This is a genomic window from Streptomyces fulvoviolaceus (assembly GCF_000718165.1).
In the GTDB taxonomy this organism is placed as follows: Bacteria; Actinomycetota; Actinomycetes; order Streptomycetales; family Streptomycetaceae; genus Streptomyces; species Streptomyces fulvoviolaceus.
On record NZ_JOEY01000041.1, the window covers coordinates 23,965 to 45,017 of the forward strand.

At 70.5% G+C, this 21,053-nt stretch carries 22 protein-coding genes; 13 read left to right on the top strand and 9 right to left on the bottom strand.

Features of this window, described 5'->3' with window-relative positions:
- Positions 1–203: 203 nt before the first annotated feature.
- Positions 204–1,856, bottom strand: a complete 1,653-nt coding sequence (locus IG08_RS0136585) for a cellulase family glycosylhydrolase (RefSeq protein ID WP_030613019.1) — start codon at positions 1,854–1,856, stop codon at positions 204–206.
- Between the two features lie 156 nt (positions 1,857–2,012).
- Here IG08_RS0136585 and IG08_RS62740 point away from each other — a divergent pair, with 156 nt between their 5' ends.
- The 3 genes from IG08_RS62740 to IG08_RS0136600 all read left to right on the top strand — a co-directional run bounded on the left by IG08_RS62740 (position 2,013) and on the right by IG08_RS0136600 (position 4,725).
- On the top strand, positions 2,013–2,996 hold the full coding sequence (locus IG08_RS62740; RefSeq protein ID WP_234343049.1) for an NUDIX domain-containing protein: 984 nt from the start codon (positions 2,013–2,015) through the stop codon (positions 2,994–2,996).
- A 55-nt stretch (positions 2,997–3,051) separates the two neighbouring features.
- Positions 3,052–3,411 (top strand): DUF779 domain-containing protein, encoded by a 360-nt coding sequence (locus IG08_RS0136595; protein ID WP_030613023.1) that lies wholly within the window; start codon positions 3,052–3,054, stop codon positions 3,409–3,411.
- Positions 3,412–3,486: 75 nt separating this feature from the next.
- On the top strand, positions 3,487–4,725 hold the full coding sequence (locus tag IG08_RS0136600) for a phosphodiester glycosidase family protein (protein WP_030613025.1): 1,239 nt from the start codon (positions 3,487–3,489) through the stop codon (positions 4,723–4,725).
- A gap of 2 nt (positions 4,726–4,727) precedes the next feature.
- Here IG08_RS0136600 and IG08_RS0136605 read toward each other — a convergent pair whose 3' ends face one another.
- The 6 genes from IG08_RS0136605 to IG08_RS0136630 all read right to left on the bottom strand — a co-directional run bounded on the left by IG08_RS0136605 (position 4,728) and on the right by IG08_RS0136630 (position 10,284).
- Positions 4,728–4,922 (bottom strand): hypothetical protein, encoded by a 195-nt coding sequence (locus IG08_RS0136605; RefSeq protein ID WP_030613028.1) that lies wholly within the window; start codon positions 4,920–4,922, stop codon positions 4,728–4,730.
- A 110-nt stretch (positions 4,923–5,032) separates the two neighbouring features.
- A complete protein-coding gene (locus tag IG08_RS0136610) occupies positions 5,033–5,896 on the bottom strand; it encodes a phosphatidylinositol-specific phospholipase C/glycerophosphodiester phosphodiesterase family protein (protein WP_030613030.1) in 864 nt (287 codons plus the stop codon).
- A gap of 171 nt (positions 5,897–6,067) precedes the next feature.
- The gene (locus IG08_RS0136615; protein ID WP_030613032.1) at positions 6,068–7,141 is read right to left on the bottom strand and encodes an acyl-CoA dehydrogenase family protein; all 1,074 of its coding nucleotides are present in this window, start codon (positions 7,139–7,141) and stop codon (positions 6,068–6,070) included.
- The gene (locus IG08_RS0136620; protein ID WP_030613035.1) at positions 7,138–8,319 is read right to left on the bottom strand and encodes an acyl-CoA dehydrogenase family protein; all 1,182 of its coding nucleotides are present in this window, start codon (positions 8,317–8,319) and stop codon (positions 7,138–7,140) included. The genes IG08_RS0136615 and IG08_RS0136620 overlap by 4 nt, the downstream gene beginning before the upstream one ends.
- A complete protein-coding gene (locus IG08_RS0136625; RefSeq protein WP_030613037.1) occupies positions 8,316–9,293 on the bottom strand; it encodes an NADPH:quinone oxidoreductase family protein in 978 nt (325 codons plus the stop codon). Before IG08_RS0136625 ends, IG08_RS0136620 begins: the two co-directional genes overlap by 4 nt.
- 163 nt (positions 9,294–9,456) lie before the next feature.
- Positions 9,457–10,284: an ANTAR domain-containing protein gene (locus IG08_RS0136630; RefSeq protein ID WP_063757809.1), complete on the bottom strand. Its 828-nt coding sequence runs from the start codon at positions 10,282–10,284 to the stop codon at positions 9,457–9,459.
- A 132-nt stretch (positions 10,285–10,416) separates the two neighbouring features.
- Here IG08_RS0136630 and IG08_RS0136635 point away from each other — a divergent pair, with 132 nt between their 5' ends.
- The gene (locus IG08_RS0136635) at positions 10,417–10,758 is read left to right on the top strand and encodes a helix-turn-helix transcriptional regulator (protein WP_030613043.1); all 342 of its coding nucleotides are present in this window, start codon (positions 10,417–10,419) and stop codon (positions 10,756–10,758) included.
- Between the two features lie 55 nt (positions 10,759–10,813).
- Here the strand turns inward: IG08_RS0136635 and IG08_RS0136640 are convergent, their stop codons facing one another.
- On the bottom strand, positions 10,814–11,386 hold the full coding sequence (locus tag IG08_RS0136640) for a helix-turn-helix domain-containing protein (protein WP_030613046.1): 573 nt from the start codon (positions 11,384–11,386) through the stop codon (positions 10,814–10,816).
- A 65-nt stretch (positions 11,387–11,451) separates the two neighbouring features.
- On the opposite strand from IG08_RS0136640, the gene IG08_RS0136645 reads away from it, so the two are divergent.
- The 9 genes from IG08_RS0136645 to IG08_RS0136685 all read left to right on the top strand — a co-directional run bounded on the left by IG08_RS0136645 (position 11,452) and on the right by IG08_RS0136685 (position 19,691).
- Positions 11,452–12,393 carry an NAD(P)/FAD-dependent oxidoreductase gene (locus tag IG08_RS0136645; protein ID WP_030613049.1) on the top strand — a complete coding sequence of 314 codons (942 nt, stop codon included), beginning with the start codon at positions 11,452–11,454 and terminating at the stop codon, positions 12,391–12,393.
- A gap of 29 nt (positions 12,394–12,422) precedes the next feature.
- Positions 12,423–13,961, top strand: coding sequence for an ATP-dependent DNA ligase (locus tag IG08_RS0136650; RefSeq protein WP_030613052.1), 1,539 nt, complete (start codon positions 12,423–12,425; stop codon positions 13,959–13,961).
- A complete protein-coding gene (locus tag IG08_RS0136655; protein ID WP_030613055.1) occupies positions 13,958–14,419 on the top strand; it encodes an NUDIX hydrolase in 462 nt (153 codons plus the stop codon). Before IG08_RS0136650 ends, IG08_RS0136655 begins: the two co-directional genes overlap by 4 nt.
- Before the next feature lie 79 nt (positions 14,420–14,498).
- Positions 14,499–15,893 carry an NADP-dependent succinic semialdehyde dehydrogenase gene (locus IG08_RS0136660; RefSeq protein ID WP_030613058.1) on the top strand — a complete coding sequence of 465 codons (1,395 nt, stop codon included), beginning with the start codon at positions 14,499–14,501 and terminating at the stop codon, positions 15,891–15,893.
- Between the two features lie 25 nt (positions 15,894–15,918).
- Positions 15,919–16,155 (top strand): DUF6213 family protein, encoded by a 237-nt coding sequence (locus IG08_RS0136665; RefSeq protein WP_030613061.1) that lies wholly within the window; start codon positions 15,919–15,921, stop codon positions 16,153–16,155.
- Between the two features lie 172 nt (positions 16,156–16,327).
- A complete protein-coding gene (locus IG08_RS0136670) occupies positions 16,328–17,413 on the top strand; it encodes a type III polyketide synthase (protein WP_261723336.1) in 1,086 nt (361 codons plus the stop codon).
- A gap of 1 nt (position 17,414) precedes the next feature.
- A complete protein-coding gene (locus IG08_RS0136675) occupies positions 17,415–18,629 on the top strand; it encodes a cytochrome P450 (RefSeq protein WP_030613067.1) in 1,215 nt (404 codons plus the stop codon).
- Positions 18,626–19,147, top strand: coding sequence for a cupin domain-containing protein (locus IG08_RS0136680; RefSeq protein WP_030613070.1), 522 nt, complete (start codon positions 18,626–18,628; stop codon positions 19,145–19,147). The genes IG08_RS0136675 and IG08_RS0136680 overlap by 4 nt, the downstream gene beginning before the upstream one ends.
- Positions 19,148–19,178: 31 nt before the next feature.
- A complete protein-coding gene (locus tag IG08_RS0136685; protein ID WP_030613073.1) occupies positions 19,179–19,691 on the top strand; it encodes a YrhB domain-containing protein in 513 nt (170 codons plus the stop codon).
- 14 nt (positions 19,692–19,705) lie between these two features.
- Here IG08_RS0136685 and IG08_RS0136690 read toward each other — a convergent pair whose 3' ends face one another.
- Complete coding sequence (locus tag IG08_RS0136690; RefSeq protein ID WP_030613076.1) at positions 19,706–20,932, bottom strand: acyl-CoA dehydrogenase family protein; 1,227 nt, start codon at positions 20,930–20,932, stop codon at positions 19,706–19,708.
- Positions 20,933–21,053: the final 121 nt, after the last annotated feature.

A 21,053-nucleotide genomic window follows, 5' to 3' on the forward strand; every position in this document is an offset into this window, starting at 1 on the left:
GTCACTGCCCACGTCCCTCGGTCGGCGGGAAGCCCGGTCGACAAGGGCATTTTGACTGCCCATGGGGTTGTCATGACCGGCGCAAGATACGACGAGGATCGCTACTGGCGCGTACCGAGTCAAGAGTCCGGGACGCTTGACCTGATGACCGGGAGGTACCTGCGCGGACCGGCGGGCCATCACCGGTCCGCACAGACGATCGCTCAACCGGTCGCGCAGGTGGCGCCGTTGAGGGTGAACGCGGTCGGCGCCGTGTTGGTCGCGCCCTTGCTCGCGATGAACCCGACGGTGACCGAGCCGCCGGCCGCGATGGTGTTGGTGTAGGACGCGGGGGCGACACTCACCGTGCCGCCGCTCTGGGTCGCGGTCCCGCCCCACATGTTGGAGATGGTCTGGCCGTCGGCGAAGGCGAAGCCGAGCTTCCAGCCGCTGACGGCGGCGGTACCGGTGTTGCGGATGGCGAGTTCGCCCTGGAAGCCGCCCTGCCACTCGCCGACGACCTTGTAGCCGACGGAGCAACTCCCCGCGGGTGTGTCGGCGGTGGTGACGTTCACCGTGGCCGACCGGGCCGAGCGGTTCCCGGCCGCGTCGCGGGCGTACACGGCGAAGGTGTACGTCGTGGCGGCGGTGAGGCCGGACACGGTCACGGAGTTGGTGGTGGAGGCGGCGACCGTGGTCTCGGAGGTGCCGCCGACGCGGACCACGTCATAGCCGGCGACGCCAACGTTGTCAGTGGCGGCGGTCCAGCTCAGGTTGGCCGAAGTGGCCGTCACCGCGGAGGCGGTCGGGGTGCCGGGGGTGGTCGGCGCCTGGGTGTCGCCCGGGGTGCCGCCGCCGTAGATCGTGGCCTCCTTGGCGGTCTGGGCGATGCCGTTGGTGCCGTTGAAGATGCGCTGGCCCCACGAGCTGAGCCGGCTCGGGTCGAAGTCGATCGCCAGGTCGAGGATCGGGTCGGTGTTGCCGCTCCAGGACCAGGCCAGATAGCCGAGGTCGAGCTGCACGGCGGTGGCCATCATGGTGTCCTCGTCCGGGTCGCCCCACTGGTCGGCAGGCCCTCCGAACTCCCCGATGAGGATGGGCAGTCCGGCGTTGACGAAGGCGTTGAGGTAGTCGGTGATCTCCGCGGCGGTGTCGAAGACGCTGTACATGTGGATCGAGAAGATCAGGTTGCCGGTGGTGTCGGCGTCGTAGACGGACTGGGCGTTGGCGCGCATGACGCCCTGCCAGTCCTGGCCCCAGTTGGGCGCGTCCACCATGATCGTGTGCTCGAAGCCGGCACCCCGCAGTTTCTGGATCGCGGCGATCGTCGGGGCGGTCCAGCCCTCGGGGCTGGTGTTGCCCCAGGGCTCGTTGCCGATGTTGATGACGATGTGGTTCTCCTGGCCGGCGAGCACGTCCTTCAGGCCGATCCAGTAGTCGGCGGCCTGGTCGAGCGTGCCGGCGGCGGTGTCCTCGCCGTAGCCGGTGGTGTCGTGCACCTCCAGTACGCAGATGAGCCGGTTGGCCTTGCACTGGGCGATCACGTTGGCCACGTCGGCGGCGCTGTTCGCGGTCCAGCGGTGGCCGTCGGCGAGGACGACGCGGACGGTGTTGGCGCCGAGCGCCTTGATGTCGGCCAGCGACTGCGTCTCGTTCGGGTACCAGGTGTGGGCGTGGTTGACGCCGCGCATGACGAAGTCGTTGCCGTTGCCTTCGAGCAGGCGGCCGTTGCTGATGTGGAGGCCGGTGGCCCGGGTGCCGGGTTCCTCGGCGGCCTGAGCGGCGGCCGGGAGGAAGGCGCCGAGCAGCACCAGTCCGAGAAGGGCCACCAGAGTGGCTAAGGGGCTCTTTCGTGTCGTGCTTCTTGTTCTTCTCACTGCGACTCCAGGGAGTGAGCGCCAAGAAACTCAGGCATCAGGAATATCATGGGAGCGCTCCCATCAAGCCACCATGCCAAGTACACGTCAAGACGGGTGGAGGAGAAACTCCTTTAGGGTCCGAGACCTCGACCGCCACATCTGGGAGACACATTGGTGGAGCAGTTCGACTGGGGCCCCGGCCCCGCCGAGATCCTCGGTGAGCTACGCGGGCGGCGCGTCCTGGTCCTCAGCTGCGGCCCGGCCCGGCACGCGGCGCATCTCGTGCGTGCGCACGGCGCCTCGGTGGACACGGTCGACTCGGCGGACGCGGTCGAGCATCTGCGCGCCACGACGGAGCCGTACGACGTCATCTACTCCGTCAATGCCGTCCCGTACACGGATCCCCGGCAACTGCTCCCCGCCCTCGCCCCGGCGCTCCGGCCGGGCGGCACGCTGTGCTTGACCGTGCCGCACACCGACTCCCGAGGGGACGGGCCCTCTTCCACTGTCGAGGCCCGGCCGTTCGCCGGTGACGGCGAGAGAACCGTCCGGATGTGGATGCTCGCCCCGGAGCTCTGGACGGATCTGCTCGCCGAGCACGGACTGCGTGTCGAGCACATCGACGTCCTCGACGCGCCGGACGCGGACGACCACGCCTCGTACCGGATCTTCCGGGTGACCCGCCCCGTCCGGGTCTCCTCGCGCCCGCGCACCAGCCGGGCGCCGGTTCCGCACGCGGCGATCGGTGTCGGCGCCATCCTGTACGGGCCCCGCGGGCTGCTCCTGGGCCGCCACCGGCGCGGGACCTGGGAGCTGCCCGGCGGGACGGTGGAACCCGGCGAGTCGCTCCCGGAGACGGTCGTGCGCGAGCTGCGCGAGGAGACCGGGATCGAGGCCCGGCCGGCCGATGTACGGCTCCTGGGCACGCTCGTCGATCACGTCGACGGTGTCGTACGGATGACCGTGGCGTCCCAGGTGACGGCCTGGCGCGGCGAGGCCGCGGACCAGCCCGGCGAGCGCGTCGGCGACTGGCGCTGGTTCGCCCTGGACCGACTGCCGGAGAACCTGTTCGTGTGCAGCGCCCAGGGCCTCACCGCCTGGCGCCCGGACCTGCCGATCGACCACACGCCGGCCCACTTCACCCCGTACCGCACCTGACCTCCGAGCCGGGTGCAACCCTCTCGCAACCTTCCCCGTGCTGCACTCGGTGACCATGGACCAGGAATCCGCACGCGTCGAACTGACCCCCGCGGCCGCCGAGTTGTTGCGTCGGCTGCGTGAGGCGCACGGCCCGCTGATGTTCCACCAGTCGGGCGGCTGCTGCGACGGCAGCGCACCCATGTGCTATCCGGCGGGCGAGTTCCGCACCGGCGGCTCGGACGTGCTGCTCGCGGAGCTGGACGTGGCGGGGGTCGAGGAGCCGGTGACGTTCTGGATGTCGCGGAGCCAGTACGAGGTGTGGAGCCACACCCGGCTGATCGTCGATGTCGTCGAGGGCCGGGGCAGCGGGTTCTCGCTGGAGGCACCCGAGGGGGTGCGTTTCCTCATCCGTTCGCGTGTGGTCGGTGCGTAGACATTCCGCCGGCCATCGCCGTCTGGTGCACTTCTCCTGAGTCCAGGGACAGTTGACGAGCCCTCAGGGAGAGCTGTGACGCACCGTCAAAGACGCCTCGGAACAGGCAGAACGACACTTTCGTTACTCGCGACACTCGGCACGCTGGCCGGTGCGGCCCTGGTGGGGGCGGCACCGGCCGGCGCCGCGCAGAGCAGGGTGCAGGTCGCGCCGGGCGTCCAGTACGAGCAGTTCGACATCCAGGCGGCCAAGGGTCCGACGCACGCGCATGTGCTGAGCGTCGACCTGCGCAACCCGCGCGTGCGGGTGGGCCTGCTCTATCCGGGGGTGGTGGCCGCGCGGGCCACGGTCTCCCGGCTGGCCACCGCGCAGGGCGCCGTCGCGGGTGTCAACGGCGACTTCTTCAACATCACGGAGACCCAGCACCCCGGCGTCGAGGCCACCGGCGCGAGCGTGGGCCCGGCGATCGCGAACGGCCGTGCCCTCAAGGCCGCGGTGCCGGACGGCCAGCGCTTCGGCCCCGCCCTCCCGCCCGGCACCAGCACACAGGACGTGCTCGGCGTGGGGTCCGACCGACGGGCCCGCGTCGACGGTCTGGCCCTCGACGGCTCGATCAGCACGCCCGAGGCGAAGCTTCCGCTCGGGGGACTCAACCAGTACGCGCTGCCGGTCGGTTCGATCGGGGCGTTCACCAAGGACTGGGGCAGCGTCTCCCGGGTGCGCGCGACCTGCGGCACGGACACGAACCGGGCCGCGCCCTGCAGCACGGACACCTACGAGGTGACCATCAGCGGCGGCCGGGTCGTGTCCGCCTCCGACACCCCGGGCAGCGGGCCCATCGCCGCCGGGGCGACCGTGCTGGTGGGCCGGGAGGCGGGCGCGCAGCAGCTGCGGAAGTTCTTCACCGGCGAGCAGGTGGTGGTCAAGCACCGGCTGGTGGCGGCCTCGTCCTGGATCCCGTACCGGTTCGCGATCGGCGGCTATCCGGTCCTCGACGACGGACAGCCACTGGCCGGCCTCGACAACGCGACCTCGGCCGTGCGTACCGCGGTGGGCATCGCGAACGGCGGGCGGCGGCTGATCCTGCTCGCGGTGGACGGAGCGGCCGAGTACCGCACCGGCCTGACCATCGCCGAAGTGGCGGACGTCATGCGGGAGTTGGGCTCGGTCGACGCCTTCAGCCTGGACGGCGGCGGTTCGTCGACGCTGGTCGCCGGCGCACCGGGCGCGAGCGCCGTCACCGTACGCAACAACCCCTCCGGCGGCGCGGAACGCCCGGTGCCGAACGGCATCGGGGTGTTCACCACCGGGTGAGGTCAGGGCCTCAGACCGCTGACGATGTCCGCCGTCGCCGTGAGGCCGCTGTGGATGGTGGGCGCGATGCTCGTGCTGGCCAGATAGAAGCCGAGCAGCGCGCACACCAGCGCGTGGGAGACCTTGAGTCCGCCGCTGCGCAGGAAGATCACCGCCAGGATCAGCAGCAGCATCACCACAGAGATGGAAATCGCCATCGTCAGCCTCCTCCGCCACGCCGCATGTCCGGTTCACGGCGTTCGGCCGTAAGTGTGGCCTAGCGGAGGGTTCGTCCGGGCGGCTGACCTGTACTCCGAACGTGTGGTGTCTACTGCGACCGGTGCGCGTCCAGGAAGGCCTCCAGGCCGGCCAGGTCGTCGGTGTTGAAGTAGTCGACGTCGGCGGCGAGCAGTTCGGTCCACAGCGCGTCCCGGGCGGGGCCCGCCACGTCCGGCGTGGCCCAGAACCGCACCTTCTGCCCGCGTGCGTGCGCCTGCTGGATGATGCCCCGCAGCTTCTGCCGCTCGGCGTCCGGGAAGGCGCCCACGCCGAGCCAGGTGAAGTTGAGCGTCCAGTTGTCGGAGATCAGCGGGACGAAGGAGGCCGGGGCCGAGGTGCCGAGGTCGGTGAGCCGGCCGTCGTAGAAGGCCCGCCGGACGGTCTGCGCCTCCATGGGCGTGCGGGCGGCGCGGTCGCCGGAGATGACGGCGGTGACCGGACCCGGGAACACCCGGCCGTGGGCGTAGGTCGTGAACAGGTGCTTGTAGCGCTGGAGGTGGCGGTCGAGTTCGAGGTACGTCGAGGAGCCCTCTGTCTTGATGTCGATCAGGAGTTGCAGCGGCTGGCGGTAACCCCGGTACACGGAACCGTGGTTGGCCTTCACGATCGCGGCCAGCGGGTCGAGGTAGAGGGACTCCAGCGTGCGGGTCGGGTCGAGCTCGGTCGCGTCGTGGGCGATGAGGAGCTGGTCGCCGACGAGGAAGATGTCGGCCTCGACGCTGCCGAAGCGGTGGTCGAGGGCGTCGAAGAGGGGGCGCGGGTGGTCGTAGTCGTTGTGGGCGTGGGCGCGCCACAACGGCTTGGGGCGGTGCTTCTGTCCGTCGGCGAACGCGCTGCCGGCGGGCGGGGCGAGCACCGCGGCAACGGCGGCGCCGAACGTGGTGAGCGCTCTGCGACGGGTGATGAGGGACATGTTCTGCCTCCCTGTGGGGCGGGTCCAAACCACAGGGAGTATGAGGCCGGCCGGGCTCCAATGAACCTGTACATGCCAGGAGTTGGCCGGACTGCCGCTGCTTGTTCACTCCTTCCGCGGGGGCGCACGAAGAAGCCCGCCCCAGGTGGGGCGGGCTTCACCAAGTGACGGTCAGGGGGCCGGCAGGTCGACGAGTTCGGCCAAGGCCTCCCGGTGGGCGCCCGCCGTGCCGTACGCGATCGAGTCGGCCTTGGCCCGCTTCAGGTACAGATGGGCCGGGTGCTCCCAGGTCATCCCGATGCCGGCGTGCAACTGGACCGCCTCCTCGGCGGCGTGGACGGCGACGGCTGCCGCGTAGGCCTGGGCGACGGCGACCGCCACCTCGACGTCCGCACCGGTCGCGAGCGCGTCGGCCGCGTTGCGTGCGGCTGCGCGGAGGCTGACGACCTCCAGCCACAGCTGGGCGAGCCGGTGCTTGAGCGCCTGGAAGCCGCCGACGGGCCGGTTGAACTGCTTGCGCTCCTTCAGGTAGCGCACGGTCTCCGTCAACGTCCACTCCGCGACGCCGAGTTGCTCGGAGGCGAGCAGACCGGCTCCGGCGCGCAGGGCTCGCCGTACGGCCGGTTCGGCGTCGCCCAGGAGACGACCGGGCGCGCCGTTCAGGGTCACGGTCGCCAGGGGCCGGGTCAGGTCCAGGGAGACCTGTGGAGTGACGGTCGCCGCGTCCGCGTCCACCGCGTACAGCCCGCCGTCGTCCGCGGGAACCAGCAGCACGTCCGCGGCCGCCGCGTCCGCGATGCCGGTCAACTCCCCGTGCAGGGAGCCGTTTTCATGGCGTACGACCTTGTAGGCGCCGCCCGCGGCGATGTTCAGCGCGACGGCGAGGGCGCCGATCCTCCGCCCCGACGCCAGCTCGGCGAGCAGGTCCTCGGTGCCACAGGCCAGCAGTGCCTCGGTGGCGACGACGGCGCTGGTGAGGTACGGCACCGGGGCGACCGAGCGCCCCAACTCCTCCAGGACGACGGCGACTTCGCGATGCGTGGCACCCTGACCGCCCTGCGCCTCCGGCACCAGGAGGCCGGCGAGACCCATGCCGTCCGCAAGGGCCTTCCAGGCGGCGAGGTCGTGCGGGGCGTCGGACTCGGTGCGCGCGATGACACCGGGCGCGTCGCAGTGGTCGGCGAGCAGGTCCCGTACGGCGGAGCGGAGGGCCTCTTCCTCCTCGGAGTACAGCAGGTCGGTCATCGGGCGAGGTCCTTCCAGGCGACGTCCTTGTCGGTGCGCGGCTCGGACGGCAGGCCCAGGACGCGCTCGGCGACGATGTTCAGCAGGACCTCGCTGGTCCCGCCCTCGATGCTGTTGCCCTTGGAGCGGAGGTAGCGGTAGCCGGCGTCCCGGCCGACGAAGTCCACCAGCTCGGGCCGGCGCATGGTCCAGTCGTCGTACAACAGGCCCTCCTCGCCGCGGAGTTCGACCTCGAGGCCGCTGATCTCCTGGTTGAGGCGGGCGAACGCGAGCTTCATGCCGGCGCCCTCGGGGCCGGGCTGGCCGGCGACGAGCTGCTGTCGCAGACGTTCACCGGCGAGCCGGGCGACCTCGGCCTCCACCCACAGCTTCAGCAGCCGCTGATGCAGGTCATGGGTGCGCAGTTCGGGCCGCTCGCGCCAGGTCTTGGAGACCGGGCCGATCATGCCGCCCTCGCGGGGCAGCCGCATGCCGCCGATGGCGACGCGTTCGTTGTTCAACGTGGTCTGCGCGACCCGCCAGCCGTCGCCGACCTCGCCGAGGCGGCGCGAGTCCGGGATGCGGACGTCCGTGAGGAAGACCTCGTTGAACTCGGCCTCGCCGGTGATCTGGCGCAGCGGACGGACCTCGACGCCGGGGTCGGTCATGTCGCAGAGGAAGTACGTGATGCCCGCGTGCTTGGGCACGTCCGGGTCGGTGCGGGCGATGAGGATGGCCCAGCGGGCGAGGTGCGCGCTGGAGGTCCACACCTTCTGCCCGTTGACGACCCAGTCGCCGCCCTCACGGACTGCGCGGGTGCCGAGAGCGGCGAGGTCGGAGCCGGCACCCGGCTCACTGAACAGCTGGCACCAGACCTCCTCCCCCGTCCACAGCGGCCGCAGGAGACGCTGCTTCTGCTCCTCGGTGCCGTACTTCAGGATCGTCGGCGCGGCCATCCCGAGGCCGATGCCGATGCGCCGCGGGTCGTTGTCGGGGGCGCCCGCGGCCTCCAACTCGGTGTCCACGACGACCTGGAGGGAGCGCGGGGCGCCGAGTCCGCCGAGGCCCTCGGGGTAGTGCACCCAGGCCAGTCCCGCATCGAAGCGGGCCTTCAGGAAGTCCATCCGGTCCGTCGTGGCGGGCGGATGGACGGCCAGCAACTCCGCCGTACGGCGCTTGAGTTCGGCTGCGTCGGTCATGCGGCGGCTCCGTTCTCCAGGGAGGGCACGATGGTGACCCGGCCGGTGGTGACACCGTCGGCCACCCGCTGGACCGCGGCGGCGGCCCCGGCCAGCGGTACGCGCTCGCTCACCAGCGGCTTGATCGCGCCCCGGGCGGTCAGCTCGGTGAGCTGCTCGTGGCAGTGCTGGACGAGCTTCGGGTTCTTGGTGTTGTACAGGCCCCAGTGCAGGCCGAGGATCGCGTAGTTCTTCACGAGGGCGTGGTTGAGCCCCGGGCTGGGGATCGTGCCGCTCGCGAAGCCGACGACGACGATCCGGCCCTCGAAGGCGACGACCTTGGTGGACTGCGTGTAGGCCTCGCCGCCGACGGGGTCGTAGATGACGTCGGCGCCCCGGCCGCCGGTGGCCTCCTTCACGGCGGCGACGACGTCCTCGCTCCGCCGGTCGATCACCACGTCACAGCCCAACTCCCGGGCGACGGCGACCTTTTCGGCACCTCCGACGACACCGATGACCGTCGCCCCCGCCGCCTTTCCGAGCTGTACGGCCGCGCTGCCGACCCCTCCCGCGGCAGCGTGGACGAGCAGCGTCTCGCCGGCCTCCAGGTGGGCCCGCCGGTGCAGGCCGAACCAGCCGGTCTGGTAGCCGATGTGCAGGGCGGCGGCCTCGGCGTCGTCCAGCGAGTCGGGCGCGGGCAGGAGAGCGGCGGCGTCCGCGACGGCGTACTCGGCGAAACCGCCGTACGGCAGCGCGGGGTTGGCGATCACGCGGCGGCCGTCCTCGGTCTCGCCGCAGATCTCGACGCCCGGCGTGAACGGGAGCGGCGGCCGGACCTGGTAGTGGCCCCGGACCATGAGGACGTCCGGGAAGTTGATGTTCGCGGCGCGCACCTTCAGCAGGACCTGGCCGTCGCCGGGCGTAGGCTGCGCCACGTCCGCGAGGCGCATCGCCTCGCTCGGCTCGCCGTTCTCGTGCACTTGCCATGCCTGCATGCGGTGCCTCCACGCGACATCGTCGTCCGACCGGGGTCCCTCGCATACTAAGCGGTCGCTTGTATTGGTGGGAACAGCTCTGCCGGGAACGTCACATCTCATCCGAGTGCGGCGGCTCACGCCGGGTTCGACGAACGTCAGGCACGAACGTCGACCAAGCGACCTACGTGCAGGGCGGGGCGTCGTGTGATTCCGGCACGACAGCCTCCGGCACACCGCCGGGCGACACCGGCGGGCCGTCCTGCACCTTGGCGACGGCCGCCGCCATCTGTTGCCGTACCGCCTCGGACAGCGGGGCTCCGTCGACGGTGCCCATCAGGTCCCGGGCGAGATGATGCAGCTTGGTGTTGGTGTTCTGGGAGGCCGTGACGAGCACGGTCCAGGCGGCCTCGGCGCTCAGGCCGAAAGTGGCCATCAGGATGCCGCGGGCCAGATCGATGTCCGGCCGGGTCCGCATCGCCCGGCGCAGCTGGGCGACCTCCGTGCGCAGCTCCTGATCGACACCCTTGTGCCGACTCCGGCCTTCCGGGACGGAGCCGGGCACGGCGTCCAGACGGTCAGGGCCCGAGCCTCGTACGACGTCCGGGCCGTCGGAGGCGGGGGGCGCGAACAGCTCCCGGGTGCCGGTCAGGTCCAGCAGTCGTTCGACCACCGGGCTGCAGGCCCGGACGGCGACCGTCTTACCCTGGGCGAAGGCCCGCCTCCTCAGGTCGAGCAGGACGTTGAGGCCGCCGCAGTCGCAGAATCCGACCGCGGTCAGATCCAGGTCGAGTCCGGTCGCCGAGCGGCCGAGGACGTCATGGAGCGCGGGCCGGAGCCGTCGGCCACCGAAGTCGAGCTCGCCACGCACCGTGACGATCATCCGGTCGCCGTCTGCCACGGAGTCGATCGCGGCCAGACACGGTGGACCCGGATCGGGGCTCCCGTCGACCACACGGTCTTCGACGTCCTGCGCGGTGAGGGGCTGTGCCGAGTGCAGAGGTTCCGACATGACCCTTCTCCCTCGTGTGCTCGCCTGCCTTCCTCCTTCAGATTCCCCTCCCCGACCCACAGACGTCAACCAATACATGAAACCAAGTTCTGGTTTTTGAATGCGCGAATGTCTGGTCGCTAGAGTTGGTGCATGGATGGAGTGCCCGAGCCACACACCGGATGGACGTTTCTCACCAATCACGCACGAGTGCTGGCCGTGATCGCCGACAATCACAGCGCCCGGATCCGCGACATCGCCGCGCACTGCCGACTCACGGAACGCGCCGTCCAGAAGATCATTTCCGATCTGGAACGGGACGGCTACCTCTCCCACGTCCGGGAGGGGCGCACCAACACCTACCGCATCGAGCCCGGCAAGGTCCTGCGCCACCCCGCCGAAGCGGGACTGTCCGTGGCGTCGCTGCTGTCCCTGCTCGCCGAGGCCGAGGCCGGCCACACCGCGCCCGACAACCGGCGCCACAGCCCGGCCTGATCTCTCACGCCGCGGCATCGGCGAGACTCGAGCAGCCACGCAGCCCCTGCGTGCGTCACGCCCGCTTCGGCCGCGCCCGTACGTGCATCCGCTCCCCCTGCGCCCCGAACAGGCTCAGGAACTCCGCCGGCCCCTCCCCCGTCGACCCGAACCAGTGCGGCACCCGTGTGTCGAACTCGGCTGCCTCCCCGGCCGTGAGCACCACGTCGTGCTCGGCCAGCACGACCCGGAGCCGCCCGGACAGCACGTACAGCCACTCGTAGCCCTCATGGGTGCGCAGTTCGGGCTCCTCATTGGCCTGCGGCACCAGCACCTTGAAGGCCTGGAGGCCGCCGGGCTGCCGGGTGAGCGGCCAGAAGGTGCGTCCGTGTCGCACGAGCGGCTTGAGCCGGACCCGCGGATCGCCGACCGGCGGGGCGCCGACCAGTTCGTCGAGTGGCACCTGGTGGGCCTGGGCGATCGGCAGCAGCAGTTCGAGGCTGGGCTTGCGCAGGCCGGACTCCAGTCGCGACAGGGTGCTGACGGAGATGCCGGTCGTCTCCGACAGCGACGCGAGCGTCACCTCCCGGTCCTTCCGGAGCCGCCGCAGTCTCGGCCCGACCTCCGCGAGAACGTCATCGGTAGTCATGGGACGTATTGCAGAATCGGCAAAGAAGTTTGTCAATACCGCACCCCCGGGACGACCGTGACGGCATGACCGAGACATACGAAGTGATCGTGATCGGTGGCGGCGCGGCGGGCCTGTCCGCGGCCCTCGTCCTGGGCCGGGCCCGGCGCCGCACGCTGGTGGTCGACGCGGGCGAGCCGCGCAACGCACCCGCCGCCCACATGCAGGGCTATCTGTCGCGCGACGGCATGCCTCCCGCCGAGTTCCTGGCCGTGGGCCGCGAGGAGATCGCGCGGTACGGCGTCGAACTCGTCCGGGACCGGGCGGTGGACGTCACCCAGGACTTCGCCATCACCCTGGCCAGCGGCAGCGTCGTGCACGCCCGTCGCCTCGTGATCGCGACCGGCCTCAAGGACGAGCTCCCGGCCGTGTCCGGCGTCGCGGAACGCTTCGGCCGGGATGTACTGCACTGCCCGTACTGCCACGGCTGGGAGGTCCGCGACCGGGCCTTCGGTGTGCTCGCCACGACGCCGATGAGCGTGCACCAGGCCCTGATCGTGTCCCAGTGGTCGAAGGACGTGACGTTCTTCCTGCACACGGTCGCCGAGGCCGACCTGTCGGACGACGACCGGCGCAGGCTCTCAGCGGCCGGGGTCAGGGTGGTGCCGGGCGAGGTCGAGGGGTTGGTGATCGAGGACGACCGGCTCACCGGCGTCCGCCTCGCCGGAGGTACCCCCTCCGGGGGAGGCACGACGTACGACCGTGAGGTGCTGTTCGTCGCGCCGCGCGCCGTCCCGCAGAACGAGCTGCTCGAACAGCTGGGTGCGGAGCTGCGCGAGACGCCGTTCGGCGCGTACCCCGTGCTCGACGAGACCGGGCAGACGACCGTGCCGGGCGTGTGGGCGGCGGGCAACGCGGCCGGCTTCGCCGAGCAGGTCATCAATGCGGCCGGCGCCGGGTACCGAGCCGCGGCCACGATCAACGGGGAACTGCTCATGACCGACCTCGACGCCGCCGTCCGGGTGTAGACCGCGCGCCTCCGGTGCACCCTGGATGCATGCTGCTTGCCCGGCTGGCCCGCGTGTCCCAGGAGGTCGCCGCGACCTCGGCCCGTTCCCGGAAGACCGCGCTCCTCGCCGAGCTCTTCCGGGACGCCGAGGCGGACGACGTGCCGATCGTCATCCCGTACCTCGCGGGACGACTGCCGCAGGGGCGGCTCGGCGTCGGCTGGAAGGTGCTGAGCCGTCCGGTCGCCCCGGCCGCCGAGCCGACCCTGACCGTGCGCGAGGTGGACGCCCTGCTGAGCGAGCTGGGCAAGGTCGCGGGCGCGGGCTCGCAGGCCGAACGGGCCCGGCTGGTCGGGAAGTTGATGGGCGCGGCGACGGAGGACGAGCAGCGGTTCCTGTTCGGTCTGATCAGCGGAGAGGTACGACAGGGCGCACTGGACGCGGTCGCCACGGAGGGGCTCGCTCAGGCGACGGAGGCACCGCCGGCGGACGTACGGCGGGCCGTGATGCTCGCGGGCTCCCTCCAGACCGTCGCCGAGGCCCTGCTCACGGACGGCCCCGCCGCCCTGGACCGCTTCCGGCTCACCGTCGGCCGCCCGGTCCTGCCGATGCTGGCGCACAGCGCCTCCTCGGTGGCCGAGGCGGTCGACAAGCTGGGCGCCTGCGCGGTCGAGGAGAAGCTGGACGGCATCCGCGTCCAGGTCCACCGCGACGGCGACACGGTGCGGCTGTACACCCGCACCCTCGACGACATCACCGACCGCCTGCCCGAACTCAGCTCCGCAGCGCTGGAGTTGAGGGGCGAGCGGTTCATCCTGGACGGCGAGGTCATCGCCTTCGACGGGGACGGGCGCCCCCGCTCCTTCCAGGAGATCGCCGGCCGCGTCGGCTCCCGCGTGGACGTGACGACGGCGGCCGAGGCGGTCCCCGTCTCCCCCGTCTTCTTCGACGCCCTGTCCGTCGACGACCGCGACCTGCTCGACCTGCCGTTCGCCGAACGGCACGCGGAACTGGCCCGGCTCGTGCCCGAGCCGATGCGGGTACGGCGCACGCTGGTGTCCGGTCCCGAGGACGCCGGCGAGGCGGAGACGTTCCTCGCCGAGACGCTGAAGCGCGGCCACGAGGGCGTCGTACTGAAGTCCCTGGACGCCCCCTACAGCGCGGGCCGGCGCGGTGCGTCCTGGCTGAAGGTCAAGCCGGTCCACACGCTCGACCTGGTGATCCTCGCCGCCGAATGGGGCCACGGCCGCCGCACCGGCAAGCTCTCCAACCTCCACCTGGGAGCACGCGACGCCGACGGCACCTTCGCCATGCTCGGCAAGACCTTCAAGGGCATGACCGACGCGATGCTGACCTGGCAGACGGAGCGGCTCCAGGAGCTGGCCGTGGACACCGACGGGTACGTGGTGACCGTACGCCCCGAACTCGTCGTCGAGATCGCCTACGACGGACTGCAGAAGTCCACCCGTTACCCGGCCGGCGTCACCCTGCGCTTCGCCCGTGTGGTCCGCTATCGCGAGGACAAACGGCCGGAGGACGCCGACACGGTGGAGACCCTGCTGGCCGCACACCCCGAGGTGACGCCGTGAAGACGAGCGCCGGCCTGTTGTTGTTCCGGCACACGGACGACGGCCTGCAGGTGTTGCTCGGCCATATGGGCGGCCCGTTCTTCGCCCGCCGCGACGCCGGAGCGTGGACCGTCCCGAAGGGCGAGTACGAACCCGACGAGGAACCCGCCTGGGACGCCGCCCGCCGCGAGTTCCAGGAGGAGCTCGGGCTGCCACCGCCCGACGGTGAGGCCGTACCGCTCGGCGAGGTCCGGCAGACAGGCGGCAAGGTCGTCACGGCGTGGGCGATCGAGGCGGACCTCGACCCGGCGACGATCGCCCCGGGCACCTTCCGGATGGAGTGGCCGCCGAAGTCCGGGCAGCTCCAGGAGTTCCCGGAGCTGGACCGCGTGGAGTGGTTCGGCCTGGACCGGGCCCGGGCCGTGATCGTGAAGGCGCAGGCCGCGTTTCTGGACCGGCTGGCGGAGCACTCGCCCTGAGGAGCCGCCCACGCGTTGCGGTCGTCGCCGCCGCGCGGGAAGGTCGAAGCACAGTCCGTCCGCTTCCAGGAGGTCGGTCATGCCCATCGCGACGGTGAACCCGGCGAACGGCGAGACGCTCAAGACGTACGAGGCCATGGGCGCCGAGGAGATCGAGCGCCGGCTCCAGCTCGCGCAGGCGACGTTCCGCACGTACCGGACGACGTCGTTCGCCGACCGCGCCGCGCTCATGCACAAGGCGGCCGGCCTCCTCGGCGACATCCAGCAGGACATCGGCCGGGTCATGACCACCGAGATGGGCAAGCCGGTCAAGCAGGCCCGCGCGGAGGCCACGAAGTGCGCCAAGGCGATGCGCTGGTACGCCGACCACGCCGAATCGCTGTTGGCCGACGAGGAACCCGCGGAGTTCGACGTCAAGGACTCCGGTGCGTCTCGGGTCCGCGTGCAGTATCGGCCGCTCGGCCCCGTGCTCGCGGTGATGCCGTGGAACTTCCCGCTGTGGCAGGTGATCCGCTTCGCCGCTCCCGCCCTCATGGCCGGCAACGTGGGCCTGCTCAAGCACGCCTCGAACGTGCCCCAGACCGCCCTCTTCCTGGAGGATCTCTTCCACCAGGCCGGCTACTCGGAGGGCGTCTTCCAGACCCTGCTCGTCGGCTCCGACGCCGTCGACGACATCCTGCGCGACGAACGCGTCAAGGCGGCCACGCTCACGGGGAGTGAGCCCGCGGGGCGGGCGGTCGCGTCCACCGCGGGGAACATGGTCAAGAAGACGGTGCTGGAGCTCGGCGGCAGTGACCCGTACATCGTCATGCCGTCCGCCGACATCGACCGGGCCGCGCAGATCGCGGTGACCGCGCGTGTGCAGAACAACGGACAGTCGTGCATCGCGGCGAAGCGGTTCATCGTTCACACGGACGTGTACGACGCCTTCGCCGAGCGGTTCGTCGAGGGCATGAAGGCGTTGAAGGTCGGCGATCCGATGGAGGAGGACACGGACGTCGGGCCGCTGTCGACCGAGCAGGGGCGGGCCGACGTGGAGGAGCTGGTCGACGACGCGAAGCGGAGTGGGGCGGCGGTGCTGTGCGGCGGCCACCGGCTCCGTCGGCCCGAGCTCCCCGGCTGGTACTACCCGCCGACCGTTCTCGCCGACATCACGCGTGAGATGCGCATCCATCGCGAGGAGGCCTTCGGGCCCGTGGCCACGCTGTATCGAGCGGCCGACCTCGACGAGGCCGTGCTCATCGCCAACGACTCGCCGTTCGGGCTGAGTTCCAACGTGTGGACGCGGGACGGGGCCGAGGTGGATCGTTTCGTACGGGACCTGGAGGCGGGTGGGGTGTTCTTCAACGGCATGACCGCCTCCCATCCGGCGTTCCCGTTCGGCGGGGTCAAGCGGTCCGGGTACGGGCGTGAGCTGTCCGGGCACGGAATCCGCGAGTTCTGCAACATCACGACGGTTTGGCACGGTGCGTGAGCGCTGCGCGGCTAACATCCCGGTTGTGAACCGCGAAGTGACTCTGCCTCTGATCGTCGACGACCGCGGGACCTTGCAGGTGTCTGCGGCCGATGTGAGCAAGCTGCTCCGCACGGTGGGTGGGCGTTGGCTGCACCTTGTGGAGGCCGGGGAGGACGGGCTTGATGAGGACACGGTTGCTGCGCTGACGATCGAGCTCGCGAAGCTGGCCGACCGGATCGACGTCGCGTGCATTGCGCACAGCAGCGGTGGGGCGCCGTAGGAGTTCCTGTTGTGTGCCAGTGCGGGTTCGTCGTGGTTGCTCGCGCCCACGCGGAGGAGCCGCATACCGATACAGCCCCGCGCCCCTTTGGGGCGCATGCGGGCGTCCCGCGTTTGGAGTAATCCGGCGCGAGATCGTCTCCGCCTCAGGTGATCGTGGACTGGACCACCCTCTGAGGCGAAAGCAGGCACGGTTCATGGCGACTTTGTGCAGACCCTCGGTGTCCGTTCCAGAGCACGTGATCACCATGGAGGAGACGCTGGAGCTGGCGCGCTCCCGCCACGCCGACCATCCCCAACTGCCGTTGGCCCTCCGGCTGATCGAGAACACCGGCGTACGCACCCGGCACATCGTGCAGCCCATCGAGGAGACCCTGAAGCATCCCGGCTTCGAGGAGCGCAACAAGGTCTACGTCGCCGAGGCGAAGGCCCGGGTCCCGGCCGTCGTCCAGCGGGCGCTCGACGACGCGGAGCTGCTGACCAGCGACATCGACGTGATCATCTACGTGTCGTGCACGGGCTTCATGATGCCTTCGCTGACGGCATGGCTGATCAACGAGATGGCCTTCGAGAACACCACCCGCCAGATACCCATCGCCCAGCTGGGCTGCGCGGCCGGCGGCGCCGCGATCAACCGCGCGCACGACTTCTGCTCGGCCTACCCCGAGGCCAACGCGTTGATCGTCGCCTGCGAGTTCTGCTCGCTGTGCTACCAGCCCACCGACCTGGGCATCGGAAACCTGCTGTCCAACGGACTGTTCGGCGACGGCATCGCGGCCGCCGTGATGCGGGGCAAGGGCGGTGAGGGCATCTCGCTGGAGCGCAACGGGTCGTACCTGATCCCCAAGACCGAGGAGTGGATCATGTACGACGTCCGGGCAACCGGCTTCCACTTCCAGCTGGACAAGCGGGTGCCCGCGACCATGGAGCCCCTGGCACCGGCGTTGCAGGACCTCGCGGGCCTGCACGGCTGGGACGCCGCCGACCTGGACTTCTACATCGTGCACGCCGGCGGTCCCCGAATACTCGACGACCTCAGCAAGTTCCTGCAGGTCGACCCGCACGCCTTCCGGTTCAGCCGGGCGACCCTCACCGAGTACGGCAACATCGCCAGCGCCGTCGTCCTGGACGCGCTGCGCCGGCTGTTCGACGAGGGCGGAGCCAAGCACCGGGCACGCGGGCTGCTCGCCGGGTTCGGGCCCGGCATCACCGCGGAAATGTCCCTGGGCCGCTGGCAGAGCATGGATGAGACAGCCTGAGATGACCGAAGAGACGCTCACCGAGACCCTTCCCCCGGTGCGGGACTGGCCCGCGCTCGATCTGACCGGCGTGGACTTCGACCCGGTCCTCCAGCAGCTGATGCGCGAGGGGCCGGTCACTCGCATCAAGCTGCCCAACGGCGAGGGCTGGGCCTGGCTGGTCACCCGCCACGACGACGTGCGCATGGTGGCCAACGACCCCCGGTTCAGCCGCGAGGCCGTCATGGACCGGCCCGTCACCCGGCTCGCCCCGCACTTCATCCCGGCGCGCGGCGCGGTCGGCTTCCTGGACCCGCCCGACCACACCCGGCTGCGCCGATCGGTGGCCGCCGCGTTCACGGCGCGTGGGGTGGAGCGGGTACGGGAGAAGTCCCGCCGCATGCTCGACGAGCTGGTCGACGAGCTGCTGCAGGACGGGCCGCCCGCCGATCTCGGTGCGACCGTGCTGAGCCCCTTCCCCATCGCCGTGATCTGCGAGCTGATGGGCGTCCCGGCCGCCGACCGGCACGGCATGCACACCTGGACCCAGCTGATCCTGTCCTCCTCGCACGGCGCGAAGGTCAGTGAGAAGGCCAAGCACGAGATGGGCGCCTACTTCGCCGACCTGATCGGTCTCCGGGAGGGCAGTGCGGACGAGGACGTGGCGTCCCTGCTGGGTGCCGCCGTGGGCCGGGGCGAGGTGACGCTGGAGGAGGCCGTGGGGCTCGCGGTGCTCCTGCAGATCGGCGGAGAGGCGGTCACCAACAACAGCGGCCAGATGTTCTACCTGCTGCTGACCCGCCCGGACCTGGCCGAACGCCTGCGCGCCGAACCGTCGCTGCGCCCCCGAGCCATCGACGAACTGCTGCGCTACATCCCGCACCGCAACGCGGTCGGCCTGTCCCGCATCGCCCTGGAGGACGTGGAGGTCAGGGGTGTACGAATCCGGGCGGGCGACGCGGTCTACGTGTCCTACCTGGCCGCGAACCGCGACCCGGACGTCTTCCCCGACCCCGAGATGATCGACTTCTCACGCAGCCCGAACCCGCACGTCTCCTTCGGCTTCGGCCCGCACTTCTGTCCCGGCAACATGCTGGCACGGCTGGAGTCCGAGCTCCTGGTGGACGCCCTGCTGGACCGGGTGCCTGGCCTGAGACTCGCCGTACCGCCAGAGGAAGTGCCTTTCAAGAAGGGCGCGTTGATCCGCGGGCCCGAGGCACTGCCGGTGACGTGGTGACGGCTCCTGAGGGGCTCTTGGTACCCCCGGGGCACGGCCGGGTCGTCCAGACGCCCGCCCAGCACGTCACCTTCAAGGTGACCGGCTCCCACTCCCGCATGGCGTCCACCTTCGAGGTGATCGTGCCGCCCGGCTTCGACGTCGGCGCCCATGTCCACACCCGCAGCGAGGAGTTGTTCTACGTCCTCGAGGGCGAACTGGACGTCCTGGCCTTCGAGCCGCGGATACGAACCCCCGACAACTGGCAGCGCTGGGAGTCGGGTTCGGGCAACCGGGTGGTACGGGCGACCCCGGGCACGGTGATCGTCGTACCGCCGGGGTGCCCGCACGCATTCGCCAACCCGACGGACACCCCGGCGAAGATGTTCTTCCAGGCGTCCCCACCACCGGATCACGAACGGTACTTCGAGGAGCTGCTGGAGATCCTGGGAAACGGGGGCCCACCGGACCACGAGGCGATCGAGGAACTGCGCAGGCGGTACGACATCGAGCAGCTCACGCCGCTGAAACACCGTTGAACGGTTCTTCGGTATCGGCCAGGCTGTCCCCGTGATCGAGCGCGCGGACGCGGTCCGGATCGTCGAGGAGCATCTGGAACCGGGCCTGGTCGTGGTCCAGGCCCGCGAACACGAGCTGGTGTGGATCGTCGACTGGCAGTCCGAGGAGTTCGTGCGCACGCGAAACCCGGGGTCCATGCTGATCGGCAACGGCCCGTACCTGGTCGACCGCGTCGACGGCGGGCTGCACCAGGTCGGCGTCGTCTCCGCGGTGACCGGGGCATGGGAGGACGACTATCGGACCCGCATCCGGGCGCAGGTCGTACGCACCGCAGTGGACGACCTGCACGACGAGCTACGCGACATCGCGGCCGCGCGGGGGCGCATCCATGCCATGCACGCCCTGCGGGCCACAGTGCCGGCACTGTCCCACGGGCAGGTCATCGAGTACGTGACCGCTCTTCAGAACGGGGACGCTCCGGCTCACCTCGTGGCCCTCGCCTCCAGGGAACTCGCGCCGCCCTTCGACCCGGTACTCGCCGTGACCACGATCTCCAGGCGATGAGCATCCCCACGGCGCTACCGAATCGACATCCCCGAAAGCGTCCTGGCGATCACCAGCCGCTGAATCTCGCTCGTGCCCTCGAAGATCGTGTAGATCGCCGCATCGCGATGCATCCGCTCCACCGGGTACTCCCGCGTGTAGCCGTTGCCGCCGAGGATCTGGATCGCCTGGGCCGTGACCTTCTTCGCCGTCTCGCTCGCGAACAGCTTGGACATGGAGCCCTCGGCGGCGGTGAACGGCTTGCCGTTGATCGCCATCCAGGAGGCGCGCCAGACCAGAAGGCGAGCCGCGTCGATGGACGTCCGCATGTCCGCGAGCTGGAAGGCCACACCCTGGTTGTCGATGATCGGGCGGCCGAACTGCTCGCGCGTCTTGGCATAGTCGAGGGCGACCTCGTACGCGGCCCGGGCGGTGCCGACCGCCATCGCGCCGACGGCCGGGCGGGACGCCTCGAACGTGGCCATCGCCGCGTTCTTCACGCGCTCGCCGCCCGCCTTGGCGCGCTCACGGGCCCTGGCGAGGCGCTGGTCCAGCTTCTCCTTGCCGCCGAGCAGGCAGTGGCCGGGGACGCGGACGTTCTCCAGGACGACCTCGGCGGTGTGCGAGGCACGGATGCCGTGCTTCTTGAACTTCTGGCCCTGGGACAGGCCGAGCGTGTTCGGCGGGATGATGAAGGAGGCGTGGCCCTTGGAGCCGAGCTCCGGGTCGACGACCGCGACGACCACGTGGACGTTGGCTATGCCGCCGTTGGTCGCCCAGGTCTTCGTGCCGTTGAGCACCCACTCGCCCTTGGCCTCGTCGTACACCGCACGGGTGCGCATCGAGGCCACGTCCGAACCGGCATCCGGCTCGGAGGAGCAGAACGCGGCGACCTTGACGTCGTTCGCGTCGCCGTACATCTGCGGGATCCAGGTGCCGATCTGCTCCTCGGTGCCGTTGGCGAGAACGCCCACGGCGGCGAGACCGGTGCCCACGATCGACAGCCCGATGCCCGCGTCGCCCCAGAACAGCTCCTCCATCGCCATGGGGATGCCGAGGCCCGTCGGGTCGAAGTACTGCTGGGCGTAGAAGTCGAGGGAGTAGATGCCGACCTTCGCGGCCTCCTGGATGACCGGCCAGGGAGTCTCCTCGCGCTCGTCCCATTCGGCGGCCGCGGGGCGGATGACGTCGGCCGCGAAGCCGTGCAGCCAGTCCCGGACCTCCTTCTGTTCGTCGTTGAGCTCCATGGTGAACTCGGCCATGTCCCCTCCAGCGGCACACTTGCCTTGCATGTTACTTGCGGTAACTCGAGTGTGTTACCCGCGGGTAGGAAAAGTCAACTCCCGATGACCTCTCGGCAGCCCGTTCGATGTTTGAGGCATG